Origin of the sequence: Delftia sp. WSY_22 (genome assembly GCF_043104185.1) — a bacterium.
GTDB lineage: Bacteria > Pseudomonadota > Gammaproteobacteria > Burkholderiales > Burkholderiaceae_C > Comamonas > Comamonas tsuruhatensis.
The window spans coordinates 1-20,391 of the sequence record NZ_JBICKN010000017.1; the positions used below are offsets into that span (position 1 = coordinate 1).

Sequence of the window (20,391 nt, forward strand, 5' to 3'; positions counted from 1 at the left end):
CCTGTAAATGTAAGCAATTTCCCATCTTGGATACAGGCATGTATTTGAATGGCATGCCACCCATTGATCTTCAATGCCATTCAACCCTCCATCGCGTCTTGAATTTCGCCTTGAACTGCGAATGCATTGCGCGTGCTCACACTCCCAAATACCGTTCCCACAGCGCTCTGTCCCCATCCAGCGCGGCCGAGTCTCCGCTCCATACGACCTTGCCGCGCTCCAGGATGAGGTGGCGGTCGGCCAGGCCCAGCAGGCGCTCCACGTATTTGTCGATGACCAGGATGGTCTGGCCAGCGGCGCGCAGCTGGGCCAGGCAGGACCAGATCTCTTCGCGGATGCGGGGGGCCAGGCCCTCGGTGGCTTCGTCCAGGATGAGCAGGCGCGGGTTGGTGACCAGGGCGCGGCCTATGGCCAGCATTTGCTGTTCACCGCCCGACAGTTGGTTGCCCATGTTGGAGGCGCGCTCGCCCAGGCGGGGGAACAGCGCGAACACGCGCTCGGGCGTCCAGGGCTCGGCCGCGCCGGGACTGCCCGAATTGCGATGTGCCACAAAGGCCGTCAGGTGCTCGCGCACCGTGAGGTTGGGAAAGCACTGGCGACCTTCGGGCACGATGGCCACGCCGGCGCGGGCGATGCGGTCGGTGGCCCAGCCGGCGATGTCCTGCCCGGCAAACACCATGCGGCCAGCGCGCAGGGGCAGCTGGCCCAGCAGCGTGCGAAGCAGCGTGGTCTTGCCCATGCCGTTGCGGCCCAGCAGGGTAACGACCTGGCCTGCCTCGATGCGCAGGTCCACGCCGAACAGCACCTGGCTGGGTCCGTAGCCGCTTTGCACGGCCTGCATTTCGAGCATCACGCGCCCTCCTTCACTTCTTCGTCTCCCAGGTAGGCCTGGCGCACATCGGCGTTGCCACGTATCTCGTCGGGCGTGCCGGTGGCGATGATGCGGCCGTAGACCAGCACGGAGATGCGGTCGGCCAGGCGGAACACGGCCTGCATGTCGTGCTCCACCAGCAGCATGGCGGCGCGGCCGCGCAGGGATTCGATCAGCTCGGTCAGGCGCAGTGTTTCATCAGGCCCCATGCCGGCCATGGGTTCGTCCAGCAGCAGCACGCCGGGCCGTGCGGCCAGGGCCAGCGCGAATTCCAGCTTGCGCTGCTCGCCATGCGGCAGCGTGCCTGCGGGGCGCTGCAGCAGGCTGGCGTCGATGGCGCATTCACGCGCCAGCTCGCGGGCCTGCTCGTAGAGCGCGGTCTCGGCCGCGCGCGGGCGCCAGAAGCGGAAACTGCTGCCGGCATGCGCCTGCACGGCCAGCACCAGGTTGTCCAGCACGCTGGACTGCTTGAAGATGTTGGTGATCTGGAACGACCGCGACAGCCCCGCCGCCACGCGCTGGTGAGCGTTGAGCGCGCTCACGTCGCGCCCGGCCAGTGCCAGGGTGCCGGCGTCGGCCGCCAGCGTGCCCGACAGCAGATGGATGAGCGTGGACTTGCCCGCGCCATTGGGGCCGATCAGCGCATGGATCTCGCCAGGCGCCAGCGACAGCGAGACATGGTCGGTGGCCAGCAGCGCGCCAAAGCGGCGCACCAGGCCCTTGGCCTCCAGGGCCGGGGTGGGGATGGAGATAGGTGTGGCCGCGCCGCTCATGCCTGCCTCCCGCGTGCGGACCACAGGCCCGTCAGGCCGCGTGGCGCGCCGAACACCACGCACAGCAGCAGCAGGCCCAGCGGCAAGTGCCAGTACCCGGTCCACATGCGAAGCACTTCCTCCAGCGTCAGCATGACGACGGCGCCGGCCACGCCGCCCCAGCGCAGGCCCACGCCACCGACCAGCACCATGATCAGCAGGTTGGCCGACTGGGTCCAGTGCATGAGGCTGGGCGAGATGAACAGGTTGTGGTTGGCCAGCAGCGCGCCCGCCAGCCCCGCCACCGCGCCGCTGAGAACGAAGGCCACGAGCTTCAGGCGGTAGACCGGGTAGCCCAGCGACTCCATGCGCGACTCGTTCTCGCGCACGCCCTGCAGCGCCTTGCCGAAGCGCGAATCCACCAGCCGGCCGAACAAGGCCATCAGTACCGCGAACAGCGCCAGCACCACGTAGTAGAAAGAAACGTCGTGGCCCAGGTCCAGCCCGGGCAGCACGGAATGGCCGGGCAGGTTGAGCCCGTCCTCGCCGCCGTACTGGCGCAGCGAGATGAAGATATAGAACAGCATCTGCGCAAAGGCCAGCGTGATCATGATGAAGTACACGCCGCGCGTGCGCAGCGACACGGCGCCCGTGGCGGCGGCCAGCAGCCCGGCCAGCAGCGCGGCGGCAGGCCAGGCGACCAGGGCCGAGGTCACACCGTTCATGGCCAGGATGCCCACCGCATAGGCCCCCGCACCGAAGAAGGCCGCGTGCCCCAGGGCCACCATGCCGCCATAGCCCAGGATGAGGTTCAGGCTGGTGGCGGCCAGCGCGTAGATCAGCACGCGGCGCACGAAGGAGATGTAGAAGTCCAGCCCCAGTGCAGGCGCCACCAGCGGGAACACCGCCAGCGCCAGCAGGGCCAGCGCCGTCCAGACGAATGTGCCGCGGAATCTGCTGTGTTCCATGCTCAGCCTCGCGCAGGGAAAAGGCCGGAAGGACGGTACACCAGCACCACCGCCATCAGCACGTAGATGGAAATCGCCGCCAGCGTGGGCCCCACGCTGGACGCCACGGCCGGGGAGAACACCTGGCGCAGCAGCATGGGCAGGAAGGCCCGCCCCGCCGTATCCACCATGCCCACCAGCAAGGCGCCCACCAGGGCGCCGCGTATGGAGCCTATGCCACCGATGACGATGCACACCAGCACCAGGATCAGGATGTCCTCGCCCATGCCCACCTGCACCGAGGTGATGGGTCCCAGCAGCGCGCCCGCCACCGCCGCCAGCATGGCGCCCAGCGTGAACACGCCCAGGAACAGCAGCGGCACGCGCACGCCCATCAGCGTGGCCATCTGGCGGTTGGAGGCGCCTGCCCGCACCAGCACGCCGGCGCGCGTGCGCGTCACGAACCAATACAGGCCCAACGCGGCGGCCAGGCCGAAGACGATGATCATCAGCCGGTAGGCCGGGTACATGAGATCGGGCAGCAGCTGCACGGGCCCGGACAGCGCAGCCGGCATGTTGAGCATCACCGGCGCCGGGCCCCAGACCATCTTGACCAGGTCATTGGCGATGAGGATGACCGCATAGCTGCCCAGCACCTGGGCCAGGTGGTCGCGCACGGCAAGGCGCCGTATCAGCACCAGCTCCAGCACCATGCCCGCCACGCCCGTGGCCACGGCCGCCACCAGCACCGCCGCCGTGAACGAGCCCGTGCGCTGCAGGGTCTCTGCCGCCACATAGGCGCCCGCCATGTACAGCGAGCCATGGGCCAGGTTCATGATGTCCATGATGCCGAACACCAGGGTCAGCCCGGCCGCGATCAGAAACAGCATCAGCCCGAACTGCAGGCCATTGAGCAATTGCTCCAAGAGCAGCGTCCACGTCATCCACACGCCCCTTGCCGCGGGCGCATCGGCCCGCGCGCGGTCAACAAATCATCCGGCTTTGAAAATCAAGATCAAGGCACGCCGCGCCCGACGGGGGCGCGGCGGCGGGGTCACATCTTGCAGTCGTTGACGTAGACGTCCTGATATTTATCGAACACCTTGCCCACCAGCTTGTTGGTGATGCGGCCGCTGCCATCCTTCTCGATCACGCGCTGGTAGTAGGCCTGGATGGGGTAGTGGTTCTTGCCGTACGTGAAGGGGCCGCGCACCGAGGCGTAGTCGGCCTTCTCCAGCGCCTTGACGATGGCCTGGCGGTCCGAGGCCTTGCCGCCGGCCTGCTTGACCGCCGCATCCATGGCCATGATCACGTCATACGCCTGGGCCGCGTAGACCGAGGGGTTGCGGCCCTTGTACTCCTTGCGGAAGGCCTCGACGAAGGCCTTGTTCTGCGGCACGTCCAGGTCATGCGCCCATTGCGCGGTGTTGACCATGCCCAGCATGGGCTCGCCCACGGCCTGGATCACGTCCTCGTCGGCCGAGAAGCCCGGGCCGATCAGCTTGACGCTTTGCGACAGGCCCGTGGACACGAACTGCTTGACGAAGTTGATGCCCATGCCGCCCGGCAGGAAGATGTAGACCGCATCGGGCTTGGCCGCGCGGATCTGGGCCAGCTCGGCCGCGTAGTCGATCTGGCCCAGCTTGGTGTAGACCTCTTCGCCGGGCGCGGTCTTGTAGCCGCGCTTGAAGCCGACCAGCGCATCCTTGCCGGCCGGATAGTCGGGCGCCATGATGAACATCTTCTTGAAGCCACGGTCGGCGGCCAGCTTGCCGGCTGCCTCGTGGAAGGCATCGTTCTGGTAGGACGTGCCGAACCAGAACGCATTGCACTGCGCGCCCGCGAACTGGCTGGGGCCGGGATTGTTGGACAGGTAGGGCACCTTGGCGCCGAACAGCGCCGGGCCCACGGCCAGGGCCACGTTGGAGCCGATGGGGCCGGTGAAGAAATCCACCTTGTCGCGCTGTATGTAGCGCGTGACCAGCTGGCGCGCCTGGTCGGGGTTGCCGCCCATGTCGGTCTGCAGGAACTCGGCCGGCTGGCCGCCCAGCTTGCCGCCCAGCTGCTTGATGGCGAGGTTGAAGCCGTCACGCGCCTCGGCGCCCAGCGCGGCAAACGGCCCGGAAATATCGTTGGCGATACCGACCTTGATGGTGTCCGCCTGCGCGAGCGCGGGAACAAAGGCAGGGGCCAGGGCCGCTGCGGCCAGGAAGGGGGTGAGGAAACGCATGCTGCTGTGCTCCTTGCGCGGGCCGCGCGGATGACAATCGGTGGTGAGGCAGTCTTCCGTCACGCTGGACGGGAAACTCTGTAAGGGCTGGAACGGTTGGCGCGGTTCTTAGTTTAGGTTTAAAGTATTTTGCAGAACAAGTCTGGGACTTGTACCAATACCTGCCATACAAACCATTTCGCGCCATCTCCGTTCCAATGCCCGCACTCTACCGTCACTACGACCGCGCCGGACTCGATGTCCAGTACAACGCCCGCGCGACGGTACCCGACATCACCCCCATCATCAAGGCCTATGCCGACGACAGCCGGGCTGCGCGCCAGAGCCTGCCCTGCGCGCTGAACGTGGCCTATGGCGAGCATGCCGACGAGCTGCTGGACATTTTCCCGGCAGCAACCGGGGCGGCAGGCGCCCCTGTTCTCTTCTTCATCCACGGCGGCTACTGGCGGCTGCTGTCCAAGGACGACTCCAGCAGCATGGCGCCCACCTTCACGCGCGCCGGCGCCGTGGTGGTGGCCCTGAACTATTCGCTGGCGCCCGCCGTCACGCTGGACCGCATCGTGGACCAGACACGCCGCGCCCTGGCCTGGGTGCATGCGCACATCGCCCGCTACGGCGGCGACCCGGGCCGCATCCATGTCTGCGGCAGCTCGGCCGGCGGCCACCTGGCGGGCATGCTGCTGGCCGGCGGCTGGCATGCGGACTACGGCGTGCCCGAGGACGTGGTGCGCGGCGCCGCACCGCTGTCGGGCCTGTTCGACCTGCGCCCGCTGGTGCACACCCACATCAACGAATGGATGCGCCTGAGCGAGCAGGACGCCATTCGCAACAGCCCCGCCCTCCTGCCGCACGGCGCGGCCTGCCCGCTCATCGTCAGCTACGGCGAGAGCGAGACCGATGAATTCAAGCGCCAGAGCGACGACTACCTGGCCGCCTGGAACCAGCGCCGTGGCCCCGGTCCATCGTCAGGCCAGTACGTGGCCATGCCCGGCACCAACCATTTCGACATCGTGCTCACCCTGAACGACCCGGCCAGCCCGCTGACGCGCGCCATCCTCGCGCAGATGGGCTTGAGCGCCCCCACACCGCAGAACCAGCCATGACCCACGCTCCCGACCTGGAGTCGCGCGCCGCGCCCGACGACCACCATGCGCTGCGCCTGTGGCTGCGCATGCTCACCTGCTGCAACCTCATCGAAGGCGAGATCCGCAACCGCCTGCGCAGCGAATTCGACACCACCCTGCCCCGCTTCGACCTCATGGCCCAGCTGCAGCGGGCGCCAGAGGGCATGAAGATGGGCGAGCTGTCGCGCCACATGATGGTGACCAACGGCAACATCACCGGCATCACCGACCAGTTGGAGAAGGAGGGCCTGGTGGTGCGCACCAAGGTGGAGTCCGACCGGCGCAGCTCCGTGCTGCACCTCACCCCGCTGGGCCGCAAGACCTTTGCGCGCATGGCCAAGGCGCATGAGTCCTGGGTCATGGGCATGTTCGGCGACATGCCGCAGGCCAGCCGCAACGACCTGTACCAGGCGCTGGGCGACCTCAAGCAGCAGGTGGTGGCCCACCGCTCGCCCATGGACTGAGCGCGCGCAGACCCAACCCCATTCAGCCCTGCACGCAGTTGCGCCCTGCGGCCTTGGCGCGGTACAGCGCACGGTCGGCCGCTTCCACCAGCGCCACGGCGGCACCTTGGGTGGAGCCGTGGGTAGTGCCTTGTGTAGCGCCTTGTGTCGCGCCAGCCTCACCGCACTGCGCTGTCGCCACGCCGATGCTGGCCGTCACATGGCCGAAGCGGCTGCTGCGGTGCTCCAGGCCCAGGCCCTCGATGCGCGCACGCAGCCGCTCGGCCACCTGCAGCCCGCCGGCCTGGTCCGTATTGGGAAGCACCACGGCCAGCTCCTCCCCGCCGTAGCGCGCCGCCATGTCGCCGGGCCGCTGCACGGCCTGGGCCAGGGCGCGACACACTGTCTGCAGGCAGGCATCGCCTGCCACATGGCCGTAGGCGTCGTTGTAGCCCTTGAAATGGTCCAGATCGATCAGCAGCAGCGACAGCGGCGTGCCCTCGCGCACGGCGCGCCGTGCCTCGCGCTCCAGCACCTCGTCGAAGCGGCGCCGGTTGGCCAGGCCCGTGAGCTGGTCCTGGGCGGCCAGCACCTCCAGCCGGCGGTTGGCCTGCAGCAATTCCTCGCGCGCGCTGACCAGGGAGCATTCGGCACGCGAGCGCAGCCGCATCGCCGCCGTCAGCCGCCAGCCGATCAGCGCAATCGCCAGAAACAGCCCCAGCACCACGGCCAGCGTCAGCTGCGCCTGGCGCTGCCAGGAACTGAGCGCCTCGTCGCGGCCCAGGGCCACCGTGGTCACCAGCGGATAGCGCTCGCTGCGCAGGAAGGCATAGATTCTTTCCGTGCCATCCAGGCCCGAGCGGAACGACGCCGTGCCCGACATCGCCCCCGCATAGTGGCGCAGGAAATTGGGCGACTGCGAGAAGTCCCGGCCCAGGTCCTGCTCACGGAAGGGGTGGCGCACCAGCAGTTGCCCGCCCGGCGTGCTCAGTGAAATGGCGCCCTGCTCGCCGATGTCGATCTTGCCGAACAGCCGCAGGAAATTTTCCACACCCAGCGTCACCACGACCACGCCGGCAAACTGGCCCTCGCTGTCGGTATAGCGCCGGCTGATGGTGATCACCCATTCGCTTGTGGAGCGGCTGCGGATCGGCGGCCCGATGTAGATGCCTGACGACGGGTCGTCGCGGTGGTGCGTGAAGAAGTCGCGGTCCGCGCTTTGCGTTCCTGGGGGAAACGTCCCCTTGGACGACATCAGCCAGCGCCCCTGCGCGTCCACGACCAGCAGCTCGTTGAGCTGGTTCAGCAGCTGCTCCTGGCGGTTGACCAGATGCAGCACGCGCTCCAGGTGCGCGGCACCGGCGCCATCCAGCTCCAGCCTTTCGGCAATGCCCAGCAGCAGCATGGAGCTTTGGGTGATCACGCCTTCGGAATAGGTATTCAGCGTCTGCGCCAGATTGCGGTTGACGGTATCCACCTCGGCCAGCGTGCGCTGGCGTGCAGCCACCAACTGCCACACCGTGGCCGCCGATACCGACACGAACACCACGGCCAGCAGCCAGCCCACCAGGCGGGTATCGCGTTTGACGGGCCGACCGCTGCGGCTGCGGCAGGCCCTTGTCCACCAATCCCTCTTCGTCACATGCACCTGCGCCATCTCGGCGGTCTCGCCGCCGTCCGATCTTGGGGTTTTCTGCGTCCGGGTTCAACGCCAGTGCAGCTTCCTTCCGCAAGCGATTCCCGTCCTCGACCCAGGTCGAGCCGGAAAAACCCGCGAACCCGGTATTGTCCCCGGCTTCGGAAAAATCGGCCGGCAGGGTTGGGATTGGGGGGTGCTGCCGGCAGTTTCAGGCTGAATGCGGATGGCAGACCTGTGATCACAGGCCTTATCGTCAAGGCATGGGTGATCAGCCGGGGCCGTCGCTCGCGGCAGCAAGAAGCGGCACCAAGACATCACCGATCGGGGTCGGAACCCCGCGCGCCCGGCCGCGGCGCGCGATAACGCCGTTGCGGATATCCCATTCGAGCGGACGGCCTGCTTCGCGATCCGCCAGTATGGACGTGCCCAGGTCGGCAGGGGATGCCTGGAACTTGTCGAGGATCGCCTGCGGGACCTCATCGCCCAGTTCAGCACCTTCGGCGCGTGCCACGGCCAGGCACTCCTGCAGGTAGTCCAGTGTGAGCTTGGAGATATCGTGCCGGCCGTACATGCCCGAGCGGCGATGCGTGAGCGCCATGAGTCCGGCCGCCGCGTTCTGCAGCAGCTTTTGCCAGGCCAGAGATCTGAAATTCGAAACCAGGTCTACCAGGCACCGGGAGCCTTGCAGTGCCTGCGCAACCACGAGGGAGGCCGCTTCGTCAGGCAGACTGATCCGAGCATCGCTGCGCAGGAGCACCGACCCATCGGATTGCGCCTGCGCAGGGAACCACACGACTGCAGGAACGACTCGCCCCTGAGGGCACAGCGCAGTGACACTCTCCAACTGCTCGATCCCGTTTTGCAGGACACACACGACGGTTTGCGGGCCGCTCAACGCCGCAAGCCATTGCGCAGTGGCAGCGGTCTGAGTCGCTTTGACCGCGAGAAAAACGAGGTCCACCGGGCGTGCAATCTGTGCTGGATCCGTTCTCACCGGCCCGGGAACAACGATGCGAACACCGCTACCTTGCAGCACCAGGCTGTCGCGCGGCGTACGGCCGCAAAGCATGGGCGTACGGCCGACTTCGTGCAACGCAGCAGCGACGGTGGTCCCGATCGCACCGGGCCCCAGGACAGCGATTCTTGTATGGACTTGTTGATTCACTGAAGCGGATTCCTCGAAACGGATGCTCGGCGCCGGCCTCGACACCTGAAAAAGACAATTATGGAGTGCCACGGGCGCAGTGGAGGGCTGCTCTTGGCTGTGCCTGCATAGGTGCAATGCATCTTGATAGTTTCTCAGTATTCATCCCGGCAAAATACACGTCAGTGGACTCTTTCATTGGGCATGCAATATGAGTTGACGAACATTGCAGTATTCCGTAACGATTGACGAATATCCGGCTTTGATATTCCGTGCCTTTTGGCGAATTGCTCGACCGCCGCTGTGTCAAAACGCGTAGTCTGGATGAAGTCCAGGGCTTCGGCATCCGTATTCAAAAACCGTGCGACCGGAGGAATGCTCAAAAGCCATTTCAGCAATCGGAGCGAAATATGATGCTTTGGGGACTTTATTCCAAGAGGTTGTGCCACCTCTGCCAGGAGTTCTCGCAAGTTGGGACTTTGGTCGTCAAGCGCCAGAAGCTCCTGACCGGCCATGGAAGGATCAAAAGCGCAAGCCGAAACCAGCTCGACCAGATAATCCACAGTGACCAATGGCAACCAGTGCTCTGCGCTACCGGGCACTGCAGCCAGTTTTCCCTGCGCCAGATTGCGTATCAGATCCACCAGTGGCTGGCTGCAAGGTATATGTCCCGTGCGGCTATGACCACAGACCGTTGCGGGGTGCACGACGGTCATTTTCCCTCCCTTGGCAGCCATGAACTCCAGGGTCGCGAAATGCGCCTCCAGTTTGCTCCCCTCGTAAGCGCCGACACGCCGATAGACGGCAGGCCAATGAGTCCTTTCCGGATGGCCGGGATCAATTCCGATGCGCTGCAGATGTTCATTGTTCTTCAGCATATAGCCGCCGATCATCACCAGCCGGCTATCTTGCTGCGCTGCCAACAACGCCACGCGCTTTGCACCTTCCACATTCACTGCACGCGAATGCTCCATTGAAAGGCCCCACGCGAAGTGGGCGCCCAGGTGGAACACAACTTCGGCCTGCCGCAAAGCCTCTCGATCGGAAAGACTCAAGCCGAGGCTCTCCTGCTCCAGATCGCCAGCCACGGCAAAGACACGGTTTGCGACACCTCCCAGATTATCGACCTGCTCCCGCAGTTGCGCCAGGCGCTCCGGGCGACGCATCAGCACCCGAATCGTGTGACCTTTTGCGCTCAGGCATGACACCAGATGCTGGCCGATGAAGCCGGTCCCTCCCGTAACAAAGCACTCCACGCTCATTTTTCTGCTCCTTGGCACGATGAAAAATCGAGTGTAGACTGTCGACCCAACTCTATAGTCAAGCGTTTTTTCATGAATATCGGCGAACTCGAGGTCCGCAGCGGCGCCAGCCGCCATACCCTGCGCTACTACGAGAAGATCGGCCTTATCGCACCATTGCGGCGAAACAACAATTACCGTGTTTACACACCACAAACCCTGCAGGATCTTGGATTTATCCAGCGCGCACAAAGCATGGGATTTTCTCTTGCGGAAATAGGCGAAATTCTGGACGCGCAGAGAAACAAGTCAATCGATTGTGCCGAGGGTGCCAAGTTGATTGAAAAGAAAATGCTGGAGATCAGAAAGAAAATCACTGAGCTCAAAAGCATTTATCGGTATTTGGACGAGGAGCGTGCAAATCTCGAGGCCAGCGCTGCCAAGCAACTTGAGCTTCAGCGACTCAACAACGCCTTGAAGTGAGCTGTCGGCATCCAGACAACAGCGGCAATCGCTGCATGGCTGCCCCCGGCATCACCCGAGTGCATCCGCGCAGCCTGGACAGAAAACGCATCTGCCGCGCCAAGGCATGGCGCAGCCATTCATCCACGGCTATGCTCAATACCTTTGCCGTTGCGCAGCCGGCGCCCGCCCTGCAACGGACCTTGACTGTTCAGGACCTCCCATGCACATCGAACCCGGCGTCGTCAGCCCCGAAAAAATCGCCCTCAGTTATGTCACCGCCGCAGCGGCCTTCGGCCTGACCGCCGCCCTGGCACGGCAAAGCCTGCGCGACAACGGCGGCTGGCTCGCGCTGCTGGCCCGCAGTGTCATCACCACCGCGCTGGTGTTCAGCTTCTTCGAGGTGTTTCCGCACGAGCCGGTCGGCGTGTCCGAGGTCCATCTGATCCTGGGCTCGACCTTGCTGCTGATGTTCGGCGCGGGAGCTGCGGCCATCGGCCTGGCGTTCGGCCTGCTGGTGCAGGGCCTGTTCTTTGCCCCCTTCGACCTGCCGCAGTACGGCATGAACGTCACCACCTTGCTGGTGCCGCTGTATGCGGTGAACCAACTGGCGCGCCGGCTGATTCCCGCCGGCACGGCCTATGTGGACATCAGCTACAGGCAGGCCCTGGCCCTGTCCACCACCTACCAGGGCGGCATTGTCCTGTGGGTCGCGTTCTGGGCCATCTACGGCCACGGTGCCAGCCTGACAACCTTGACCGAGGTGGCAAGCTTCGGTGCTGCCTACATGTGCGTCGTGCTGGTGGAACCCCTGGTGGACCTGGCGGTGCTGTGGCTGGCCAAGCGCCTGGCGACCTTCACCCAAGGGCCGCTTTTCAATACCCGCCTGCACGCCGTTGCCGTCTGACAGGGCCGGCTCCCCCGGTCACGGTTGACGCCCCATAGGGCATCTTGCCCCGGTGCTCCCGCCTTGCCGCCCCCGGGCCACCATGGCAAAGCGGGGAGCGGCAGGTGCATGGACGGCCCCGCGCGCAGCCGTGGCCGCTTCCTCTTGGTCCAGCATGACCAGGTCCCTCTTCATCAGCCTGCCGGCAAGCGAGCTCGGCAAATCCACCGCCTTCCACAATGCCCCGGGCTTCCAACAGAGCCCGCAGCCCAGCAGTGAGGACGGCTTCGCCATGGCCTGGAGCGGCGGGATGCCTGCGCAGTGCAAGGACCCGGCGTTCGCCTCCGCGACGTGGCCTTGGCAACGCGGCCGACGCCGGAATCGCTGCAGCCGGGTGATCGGGCAAGCCTGAAAACCCGCTTCCTGCGACAATCCGCCCCGCTCGCTTTGCTCCACTGCATCGCGACGGCACGGACCGTCGCCGCATTGCTCCTTGTCTGGCGGCTCTCACAAGGAGCGCGCCTGCGCCGATACCTCCATCGCCCATGGCTCTCGACCCCTTCACCCTGCTCGTTCTCACCACGGCCATGGCGGCCGCTTCGGCGCTGTATCTGGCTGCGGAATGGAGCAGCGTGCGCGAACGCTCGCTGCTGCTGTGGAGCGCGGGGTTCGCCATCATCGTCGTGGGCTGCGTGCTGGCCCTGCTGCGTTCCAGCGGCCATGTGCTGCTGGGCATCTGGTTTCCCAACGGCCTGCTGATCGCCGCCCACTGGCTGTTCCTGGCCGGGGTCGCCGGATTCATGCGCGTGCGGCTGTCGCACTTCTGGTGGCTGCTGGCCGTCGTCTGGCTGGCCATGCTGTTTCTGCCAGACGGGCCCTGGTGGTCCAAGGCGATGCTGGGCATCCAGTCGCTGCTGATCGCCATCACCACCTTGCGCGCCGGCCTGCTGCTGCGCCCGCATGGCGGCGCGCTGGGCATGGGCGCGGCGCAGTTGAGTTTCGTGCTGCTGGCCCACGGCCTGTTCTACCTCGCCAAGGCCGGATCGACTGTGGCGCTGGACGCCTTCGTCAACCTGGGCAATTTCCGCGGCACGGTGATCCTGATCTCGCTGGTGGAGGGCGTGATGGCGATCATGCTGCTGGCCATGTCCATGACCGGGACGGAGCGCCATCGCCGCGAGGAGCGCATCGCGCAGATTGCCGCCCGCGATCCGCTGACCTCACTGGACAACCGCCGCGCGCTCTATCTGCGCGCACCGGCGCTGCTGGCACAAGCCTCGCCGGCCCGCCCCGGCGCCCTGCTGCTGATCGACATCGACCACTTCAAGCAGGTCAACGACCTGCACGGCCACGATGCCGGCGACCGCCTGCTGGTGACGCTGAGCGACCTCATCCGCAGCGTGCTGCCTCGCGGCGCACTGGCCGCGCGGCTGGGCGGGGATGAGTTCGTGATCCTGCTGCACAACGTCTGCGGCACGGCCGCACAGGCGCTGGGCCAGGACTTGCGCGAGGCGTTCGTGCAGCAGGCGCGCGCGATGTTCGCGACGCCGCAGCCCGTGTCCCTGAGCATCGGTGCGGCCTTGTTCGACCAGCCCGGAACAGAGCTGTCCCACTGGCTCAAGCAGGCCGACGAGGCCCTCTATGCATCGAAGCGCAAGGGACGGGACCGGATGGAACTCGCCCCGCTTGCGCCAGGGCGGCCCCACGGATGATCTGCTTGCCGCAGGTGGGCCGCTTGCGTGCGCTTGCAGGTCACATCTGCCGCTGATAGGGGTCCGGGCCGGTTCAGTCCGGGTCGTTTTGGCGCCTCAAGGCGTCAATGCAAAGTCCACCGCAGCCTCGGCATGCAAGGCCGTGGTGTCCAGCACGGGCACGGGGCAATGCGCCTGCTGCACCAGCAGGCTGATTTCCGTGCAGCCCAGCACCATGGCCTGGGCGCCCTGCCCGGCCAGCTGCGCCATGATGCGCTGATAGGTGCGCCGCGACTCTTCCCGTATCCGGCCTGCGCACAGTTCCTCGTAGATGATGCGGTGCACTTCGGCGCGGTCCGCCTCCTGCGGCACCATCACCTCCAGCCCCTGCTGCCGCAGGCGCTCGCGCATGAAGGGCTGCTCCATGGTGAAGCGGGTGCCCAGCAGCCCCAGCCTGCGGTGGCCTGCCGCCCGGGCCGCATCGGCCACCGGGTCGGCAATGTGCAGAAAAGGGATGCGCACCGCTGCCGCAATGCGGTCTGCCAGCTTGTGCATGGTGTTGGTGCACAGCAGCACCCCATCCGCCCCGCCATCCTGCAGCCGCCGCGCGGCATCTTCCAGCAAGGCAGCTGCGTCATCCCAGCGGCCTTCATGCTGGGCCAGCTCGATGGGGCCAAAATCCACGCTGTACATGAGCAGTTTTGCAGAGCGCAGCGGACCCAGCCGGTCGCGCACGCCCTGGTTGATGAGCCGGTAGTACTCGGCGCTGGACTCCCAGCTCATGCCCCCGATGAGACCGATGATGCGGTGAATTTCCGTGTGGTTTGCGTTCATGCCTTCAGTGTGGGCAGCGCCCGGTTTCCCGTCTATCAAGAAATTTCAGTTCAAGACACAAGGCGCCAGGGTGATGAAAGTTCAGGAACTACCGGGATTCGAGGTGCAGCTGCTGGGCCGCGCGGCCTATAGCAGCCATGACCCGACCCGCCTTCATTCGCTGGGCATTGCGCTGGAGCGCCAGCAAGGCGTGCATGCCATTGGCAGCGACCGCCGCGTGGACTTCGACACATGGCCCGGCACGGTGGCACGCACGCCACCGGGGGTGGATGTGTTTTCCGAATCGGCCACGGGCGGCGAGTACCTGGTGGTTCGCTGTACCCCTGCGCAATGGGAGCAATGGCTGGACGACGCAGTGCCTGACACCGAAGCCCGGCGCGTTGTGCACCCTGGCCAGCGCGCCGCCTTGCAAATTGCGCACCAGCTGCGGCAACTGCTGCTTTGCCCCGAGACGGACACCCTGGCAATAGAGCAGGCAGCCCTGCACTTCATGGCCCGGCAATGCGTCGATGCGAGGGATGTGCCCCATGCGCCCATCCCGCGCATCGATGCATTGCGCCCGGTGTATCGGCCGGTTCTGGAGCGCATGGCGGCCGAGTTTGCACAGCCGTTGAGCATTGCCCAGCTGGCCCGGATGACCCGTCGCACCCCGCTGCGTTTTCTGCGTGAGTTTTCCCAGCTGCTTGGCATGACTCCGCATGCCTATCTTGTGGAGACCCGCATACAGGCGGCCCGCTCCATGATGCGGGCGGATGCCGATTCGCTGGCCTGTATCGCCCACGATTGCGGCTTCAGCCATCAATCGCACATGGGAGCCGCGTTTCGCAAACATCTGGGGCTGACGCCCAGCCAGTACCTGGCCCGCATTCGCCATACGGCCAGGCAGTGACCGATGGAGCACCTGGACCCGTCACGCCCGGGGCATGCGGCATGACCGGTGTTCCAGGCGGTGCAATGAACTTGCAAGTTCCCGCGTTGGCTTTTCATTCCCATTGTCAATCCGAACAGACGGACTCGACCTGCGCACTTCAACCGCGCATACTTAGGGCCATTGCTCTCCCCCTGTTCTGATTTGCGATGGCGCGGCACCCCCAACCTTGCCGTGTTCCTGCCAATGGAGCGGACTACCGATAATTCATTCCCGTTATCAACGGCATATCGTGCCGCTCGGCCATGCCGGGCAGAACTGAGGACCGCCAATCCGCCAGCAGCGTGCCCATTCAATGTGCGTACACATCTGATAGAGCAGATCAATGAAATGACCCCTCGAAAATCCACATTCGCACCTTTGAGCAGAATTTTTGCTTTCGCCATTGAACTGGATGGAGTGGACCGTGTGCTGTCCGTGGTCCGGCGGCATCTTGGCATGGATGTGGCCTTTGTGGCCCGATTCCGCGAAGCGGATCGGGTGCTGGAGCATGTGGACGAGAGCACTGGCGGAGTGATTTTCCGGCAGCAGAAGATTCCATTGAACGAGGGCTATTGCCAGAAGGTGGTCAATGGCGAATTGCCGCAGTTGATTCCAGACACGTCCCGTTTACCCGCTGCACAGGGAATACCGGAGACGCACACCATTCCCATCGGCTCGCACCTGAGCGTACCGATCCGCCTGGATGACAACCGTCTGTACGGCACCTTGTGCTGCTTCAGCCACCAGCCCAATCCCGCGCTGGGTGAGCATGATATGTCGCTGTTGCGGGCATTCTCAGATTTATTGGGACTGCATTTCAGTGCAACTTCTGCGGTCCAGCATGCAAGGGACAAAGCGGCCAACGAAATCCGCCTTGCCATGCAGGGCAATGCGCTGCGCCCTGTATTTCAGCCCGTATACACCATCGCGACAGGCAAGCTGCACGGTTTTGAGTGCTTGTCGCGCTTTGACCTGGAGCCATTTCGCCCGCCAGACCAATGGTTCAAGGCAGCGCACGAAGTAGGCCTGGGGCTGGAGCTGGAGCGCCATGCAATCGACACGGCGCTTGGCGCGCTCGGTCGCCTGCCAACCGATTGGCTGCTCGCAGTCAACTGCTCGCCGCAGCTGATCCAGTCGGGGCAGCTGCCCCGGCTTCTGGGTTCGGACCAGGATCTGTCGCGCGTGACGCTGGAAATCACGGAGCATGCCGCCGTGGATGACTACAGGGCTTTGGCCGATGCACTGGCTCCGCTGCGGCGCCGGGGCGCGACCTTGGCAGTCGACGATGCCGGTGCCGGCTACTCCAGCATGCGGCACATCCTGCATCTTCAACCGGACATGATCAAGCTGGACATGAGCATCACGCACGACGTCGATACCGACCGCAGCCGCCGTGCGCTCGCCAAGGGGCTCACGAGTTTCGCGCACGAAATAGGAAGCGTGGTGGTCGCCGAAGGTGTGGAGACTGCCGAGGAATTCAATGCGCTGGCAAGCCTTGGCGTGGATCTGGCCCAGGGCTACTTCTTTGCCAAGCCGATGGGGTCAGCACAGGCGCTGGCCATGGGGCTTGCCAGGGCCTAGGGCCCAGGCGTTCAAGCTTTCGAGCCTGCGTGAATGCGTGAATGCGTGAATGTGCTGTGGCGACGCAGCGTTCTCCCGCCACCTTGACCGGGATCAAGCGCACACCAGCCATGGTGCCCGAGCAAGGCGCCCGTTGCGCGAAGCCGTAGTGCACCCGGCGCATAATCGCCTGCATTCTTTCCCCAGCCCATCCGCCATTGCAGGTCTGCATGCGGCAGGCGCGTCCAGCGGCCATCGCGGCGCCCCAGCATTTCCCCAGACTTCCAGCAACAGCCTCCCGGCAGGCGGTCATGGGCATGCCTACGGTGAACCCAGATGGAAGTTTTGAAGCAACTCGAACCCCTCATGCGCGACATCATCGCGCCCCAGGCCGCGCAGATCGACGAGCAGGCACGCTACCCGCGCGCCGCGCTGGATGCACTGGCGGCAGCCGGCCTGCTGGGCCTGATCAGCGCCAGCGAGGTGGGCGGCCTGGGCAAGGGCCTGGCCGAAGCGGTGCAGGTCGTCGAGCGCATTGCCCAGGACTGCCCCTGCACGGCCATGGTGCTGACCATGCACTACTGCGGCGTGGCGCTGATCGAACCCTTTGCCGACGACCCTGTGCGCCGCGAGATCGCGGCCGGCCGCCACCTCACCACGCTGGCCGTGTCCGAAGCCGGCTCGCGCAGCCATATCTGGGCGCCGACGGGCACGGCGACCGCCGCTGAAGATGTCATCCACCTGAACGCGCTCAAGAGCATGATCACGTCGGCCGGCGAGGCCGATTCCTATGTCTGGATCTCGCGCGCCACGCAGGGCGAGGGCAATACGCTGTGGCTGGTGGACAGCCGGCTGCCGGGCCTGTCCATTCCCGGACGCTTCAACGGCATGGGGCTGCGCGGCAATGCGTCCTCGCCCATCGAGGCACGCAACGTGGGCGTTCCACGCGCCCGCATGCTGGGCGCCGACGGCGAGGGCGAGGCCGTGAAGGGCCGCTATCTGATGCCCTTCTTTCCCACGCTGATCGCCACCACGTCCATCGGCCTGATGCAGGGCGCGCTGCGCCGCGCCGTGGCCCATGTGGCGGGCACGCGCTTTGCGGAAAGCGGCAGCTCGCTGGCCGACCTGCCCACCATCCGCGCCTACCTGGCCCGTGCCCAGCTGCGCCTGGAGCAGGCCCGCCTGCTGCGCGACGATACCGTGGCCGCCGTGCAGGCGGCCCGGGCCGATGCGCGCACCCGCCTGCTGCAGAGCAAGGCCGCAGCCGCCGAGGCCGCACTGGAAGTGACCGACATTGCCATGCGCGTGTGCGGCGGCGCCGCCTTCCGCAAGGAGCTGGGCATAGAGCGCCTGTTCCGCGATGCGCGCGCCGCCTCGGTCATGGCGCCCACCACCGATGTGATCTACGACATGCTGGGCAAAGGCATGTGCGACGCCGCCGCCTGAGCCTGAACGGCAGAACCCCCTCCTCCCCCATCCAGCAAAGGACTTCCGCATGACGACAACCGCCCCCGTGATCAAGCTCGGCGCCGTGGCCTACGCCCCCAAGGTGATCACCATCTGGGAAGGCTTCAAGGCGTATTTCATCGAGCGCGGCTACTACTTCGACTACGTTCTCTATTCCAACTACGAGTCGCTGACCGAGGCGTTGATGGCAGGCGATGTGCACCTGGCCTGGAACTCGCCGCTGGCCTTTGTGCGCGCCGACCGCATGGCCCGCGCGCGCGGCCTGCGCGTGGAGTCCATCGCCATGCGCGATACCGACCTGGACCTGCATTCGCTGCTGGTCGTGCCCGCAGACAGCCCCATCCAGAGCGTGCAGGACCTGCGCGGCAAGACCGTGGGCTTCGGTGCCGTGGATTCGCCCCAGGCCACGCTGATCCCGCTGGACCATCTGCGCCAGCAAGGGCTGGTGGCCGGGCGCGACTACACGGCACGCCGCTTTGACGTGCTGGGCGGCAAGCACGGCGACCACATCGGCGGCGAGCGCCTGGCCGCCGCCGCCATGGTGGCCGGCGAGATACAGGCTTCATGGATGGTGGGCAAGAACTACCTGGCCTTTGCGCGCGAAGGCACGCTGCCGGCCGGCGGCACGCGCGTGCTGGCCACCTCGGGCGCCTTCGACCACTGCAACATGACGGCCGGCCCGCACATCGATGCCGGGCGTGCCGCCGCCTTCCGCGACATCCTGCTGGCCATGTCCTGGGACGACGCGGCCGTGCGCCCGCTGCTAGAGCTGGAAGGCCTGAAGGTCTGGCACCCGGGCCGCGGCACGGGCTACGGCCTGCTGGAGCGCGCGGTGACGGACGAGGCCTTCTACGACGCCGAAGGCCGCATCACCGTGCAGGACTACCGTTACTGATACGCGCCATGGCCATGCCTGATTCCGACAGCGGCGCCCTGCCCGCCTCCACCCAGCCCGCCTCCACCCTGCCTGTCATCGACCTGCAGGGCCTGGGCTTCGATGCCGGCGCCCATCTGCTGGTCAAGCACGCGCTGGCCGCCCTGCCCGTGGGCGGGCAACTGCGCGTGACCGGCAGCGCGCCGGCCTGGCAGGCCCAGCTGTCGGGCTGGTGCAGCGACCAGGGCCATGGCCTGCGCTGGGAGGATGGCGTGGATGCAGCACAGGCCATGGCCATCGTGGCGCGCGGCGGCGCCCAGGCCGGGCGCTGGCGCGGCGCGGCGCAGACGGGCCGCAGCGATGCGCGCTCGGGCGACGGTGCCGTGGCCGCGCAGGCCCAGCCTTTCTGGGGCCTGGCCGCGCGTGGCGCGCAGGTGGAAGCCGGCGCGCCGGCCTTCCATTTCCGGCTCAGCGACAAGCTGCAGGTCTGGACCGACAGCGCCTCCGACCTCTACGCCCAGGCCGCGGCCGCGCAGTGGAATGCCGACACCGACATCGACTGGAACGACGCACCCGAGCTGCCCGCGCCGGTGGAGGACGCCATCGTCCAGCTCATGACCTACATGGTCGAGAACGAGAACGCGGCCCTGCTGGTGCCTGCGCGCTTCCTCGGCCAGCTGCACCCGCACTACCGCGAACTGCAGGCTGCGCTGGCCATCCAGGTGGCCGACGAGGCGCGACATATCGATGTCTTCACGCGCCGCATCCGCCGCCATGGCCGCGAGCCCGCGCTGTCCACGGCGGGTGGCCAGGCCTCGCTCAAGAGCCTGCTGGACGAGACGGATTTTTCCGTGGCGGGTTTCCTGCTGTCGGTACTGGGCGAAGGCACCTTCGTGCACCTGCTGCAGTTCCTGCAGACCGAGGCGCCCGACCCCCTCACACGCCAGATCTGCCGCCTGGCCGCGCGCGACGAGGCGCGCCATGTGGCCCTGGGCATGTCCCACCTGCTGTACCGCCTGCAGCACGAGCCCGGCTTCCAGCACCAGCTGGCCCAGGCCGTGGAGCAGCGCTTCGACAACCTGGCCGGCACCTCGGGCCTGAACGAGGAAGTCTTCGACGCCCTGATCCTCATCGCCGCCGGCGCCCTCACCCCCGAAGCCCTGGCCCGCGGCGCCGCCCGCGTGCAGCAGCTCATGCGCGACATGGCCGACGGCCGGTTTTCCAAGCTGCTGCGGCTGGGCTTCGAGCGCGGGCATGCCGAGCGGCTGGCTTCGCTGCATACGCGCAATTTCATGTAGGCACGAGAAACGGACCCG

General features: G+C 66.1%; 19 protein-coding genes. 10 read left to right on the forward strand and 9 right to left on the reverse strand.

Annotated features, from left to right (window positions below):
• Positions 1 to 136: 136 nt before the first annotated feature.
• The 5 genes from ACF8NF_RS08645 to ACF8NF_RS08665 all read right to left on the reverse strand — a co-directional run bounded on the left by ACF8NF_RS08645 (position 137) and on the right by ACF8NF_RS08665 (position 4,800).
• On the reverse strand, positions 137 to 850 hold the full coding sequence (locus ACF8NF_RS08645; RefSeq protein ID WP_013801790.1) for an ABC transporter ATP-binding protein: 714 nt from the start codon (positions 848 to 850) through the stop codon (positions 137 to 139).
• Positions 850 to 1,644 carry an ABC transporter ATP-binding protein gene (locus tag ACF8NF_RS08650; protein ID WP_016453222.1) on the reverse strand — a complete coding sequence of 265 codons (795 nt, stop codon included), beginning with the start codon at positions 1,642 to 1,644 and terminating at the stop codon, positions 850 to 852. Before ACF8NF_RS08650 ends, ACF8NF_RS08645 begins: the two co-directional genes overlap by 1 nt.
• Positions 1,641 to 2,591: a branched-chain amino acid ABC transporter permease gene (locus ACF8NF_RS08655; RefSeq protein ID WP_016450646.1), complete on the reverse strand. Its 951-nt coding sequence runs from the start codon at positions 2,589 to 2,591 to the stop codon at positions 1,641 to 1,643. Before ACF8NF_RS08655 ends, ACF8NF_RS08650 begins: the two co-directional genes overlap by 4 nt.
• A 2-nt stretch (positions 2,592 to 2,593) precedes the next feature.
• On the reverse strand, positions 2,594 to 3,514 hold the full coding sequence (locus tag ACF8NF_RS08660) for a branched-chain amino acid ABC transporter permease (RefSeq protein ID WP_016450647.1): 921 nt from the start codon (positions 3,512 to 3,514) through the stop codon (positions 2,594 to 2,596).
• Between the two features lie 110 nt (positions 3,515 to 3,624).
• The gene (locus ACF8NF_RS08665) at positions 3,625 to 4,800 is read right to left on the reverse strand and encodes an ABC transporter substrate-binding protein (RefSeq protein WP_016450648.1); all 1,176 of its coding nucleotides are present in this window, start codon (positions 4,798 to 4,800) and stop codon (positions 3,625 to 3,627) included.
• A 197-nt stretch (positions 4,801 to 4,997) separates the two neighbouring features.
• On the opposite strand from ACF8NF_RS08665, the gene ACF8NF_RS08670 reads away from it, so the two are divergent.
• The gene (locus tag ACF8NF_RS08670; protein WP_065347527.1) at positions 4,998 to 5,903 is read left to right on the forward strand and encodes an alpha/beta hydrolase; all 906 of its coding nucleotides are present in this window, start codon (positions 4,998 to 5,000) and stop codon (positions 5,901 to 5,903) included.
• The gene (locus ACF8NF_RS08675) at positions 5,900 to 6,388 is read left to right on the forward strand and encodes a MarR family winged helix-turn-helix transcriptional regulator (protein WP_034395585.1); all 489 of its coding nucleotides are present in this window, start codon (positions 5,900 to 5,902) and stop codon (positions 6,386 to 6,388) included. The genes ACF8NF_RS08670 and ACF8NF_RS08675 overlap by 4 nt, the downstream gene beginning before the upstream one ends.
• A gap of 22 nt (positions 6,389 to 6,410) precedes the next feature.
• Here the strand turns inward: ACF8NF_RS08675 and ACF8NF_RS08680 are convergent, their stop codons facing one another.
• The 3 genes from ACF8NF_RS08680 to ACF8NF_RS08690 all read right to left on the reverse strand — a co-directional run bounded on the left by ACF8NF_RS08680 (position 6,411) and on the right by ACF8NF_RS08690 (position 10,412).
• The gene (locus ACF8NF_RS08680) at positions 6,411 to 8,024 is read right to left on the reverse strand and encodes a diguanylate cyclase (RefSeq protein ID WP_392450457.1); all 1,614 of its coding nucleotides are present in this window, start codon (positions 8,022 to 8,024) and stop codon (positions 6,411 to 6,413) included.
• 250 nt (positions 8,025 to 8,274) lie between these two features.
• The gene (locus ACF8NF_RS08685) at positions 8,275 to 9,171 is read right to left on the reverse strand and encodes an oxidoreductase (protein ID WP_392450458.1); all 897 of its coding nucleotides are present in this window, start codon (positions 9,169 to 9,171) and stop codon (positions 8,275 to 8,277) included.
• 161 nt (positions 9,172 to 9,332) lie between these two features.
• Positions 9,333 to 10,412, reverse strand: coding sequence for an SDR family oxidoreductase (locus ACF8NF_RS08690; RefSeq protein ID WP_016450652.1), 1,080 nt, complete (start codon positions 10,410 to 10,412; stop codon positions 9,333 to 9,335).
• 72 nt (positions 10,413 to 10,484) lie between these two features.
• On the opposite strand from ACF8NF_RS08690, the gene ACF8NF_RS08695 reads away from it, so the two are divergent.
• From ACF8NF_RS08695 to ACF8NF_RS08705, 3 genes are all read left to right on the forward strand, one after another.
• On the forward strand, positions 10,485 to 10,874 hold the full coding sequence (locus tag ACF8NF_RS08695) for a MerR family transcriptional regulator (protein WP_016450653.1): 390 nt from the start codon (positions 10,485 to 10,487) through the stop codon (positions 10,872 to 10,874).
• Positions 10,875 to 11,076: 202 nt separating this feature from the next.
• Positions 11,077 to 11,760 carry an energy-coupling factor ABC transporter permease gene (locus ACF8NF_RS08700; RefSeq protein WP_016450654.1) on the forward strand — a complete coding sequence of 228 codons (684 nt, stop codon included), beginning with the start codon at positions 11,077 to 11,079 and terminating at the stop codon, positions 11,758 to 11,760.
• A gap of 524 nt (positions 11,761 to 12,284) precedes the next feature.
• A complete protein-coding gene (locus ACF8NF_RS08705) occupies positions 12,285 to 13,451 on the forward strand; it encodes a GGDEF domain-containing protein (RefSeq protein ID WP_392450459.1) in 1,167 nt (388 codons plus the stop codon).
• Between the two features lie 96 nt (positions 13,452 to 13,547).
• On the opposite strand, the gene ACF8NF_RS08710 is transcribed toward ACF8NF_RS08705, so the two are convergent.
• Positions 13,548 to 14,264, reverse strand: a complete 717-nt coding sequence (locus ACF8NF_RS08710; RefSeq protein WP_392450460.1) for an aspartate/glutamate racemase family protein — start codon at positions 14,262 to 14,264, stop codon at positions 13,548 to 13,550.
• Between the two features lie 73 nt (positions 14,265 to 14,337).
• On the opposite strand from ACF8NF_RS08710, the gene ACF8NF_RS08715 reads away from it, so the two are divergent.
• The 5 genes from ACF8NF_RS08715 to ACF8NF_RS08735 all read left to right on the forward strand — a co-directional run bounded on the left by ACF8NF_RS08715 (position 14,338) and on the right by ACF8NF_RS08735 (position 20,373).
• A complete protein-coding gene (locus ACF8NF_RS08715; protein WP_034367637.1) occupies positions 14,338 to 15,153 on the forward strand; it encodes a helix-turn-helix domain-containing protein in 816 nt (271 codons plus the stop codon).
• A gap of 369 nt (positions 15,154 to 15,522) precedes the next feature.
• A complete protein-coding gene (locus ACF8NF_RS08720) occupies positions 15,523 to 16,755 on the forward strand; it encodes an EAL domain-containing protein (RefSeq protein ID WP_034367634.1) in 1,233 nt (410 codons plus the stop codon).
• Between the two features lie 315 nt (positions 16,756 to 17,070).
• A complete protein-coding gene (locus ACF8NF_RS08725) occupies positions 17,071 to 18,180 on the forward strand; it encodes an acyl-CoA dehydrogenase family protein (RefSeq protein ID WP_026062547.1) in 1,110 nt (369 codons plus the stop codon).
• A gap of 49 nt (positions 18,181 to 18,229) precedes the next feature.
• Positions 18,230 to 19,096, forward strand: a complete 867-nt coding sequence (locus ACF8NF_RS08730) for a phosphate/phosphite/phosphonate ABC transporter substrate-binding protein (protein WP_016450660.1) — start codon at positions 18,230 to 18,232, stop codon at positions 19,094 to 19,096.
• 8 nt (positions 19,097 to 19,104) lie between these two features.
• The gene (locus tag ACF8NF_RS08735) at positions 19,105 to 20,373 is read left to right on the forward strand and encodes a ferritin-like domain-containing protein (protein ID WP_016453232.1); all 1,269 of its coding nucleotides are present in this window, start codon (positions 19,105 to 19,107) and stop codon (positions 20,371 to 20,373) included.
• The last annotated feature ends 18 nt before the right edge of the window (positions 20,374 to 20,391 follow it).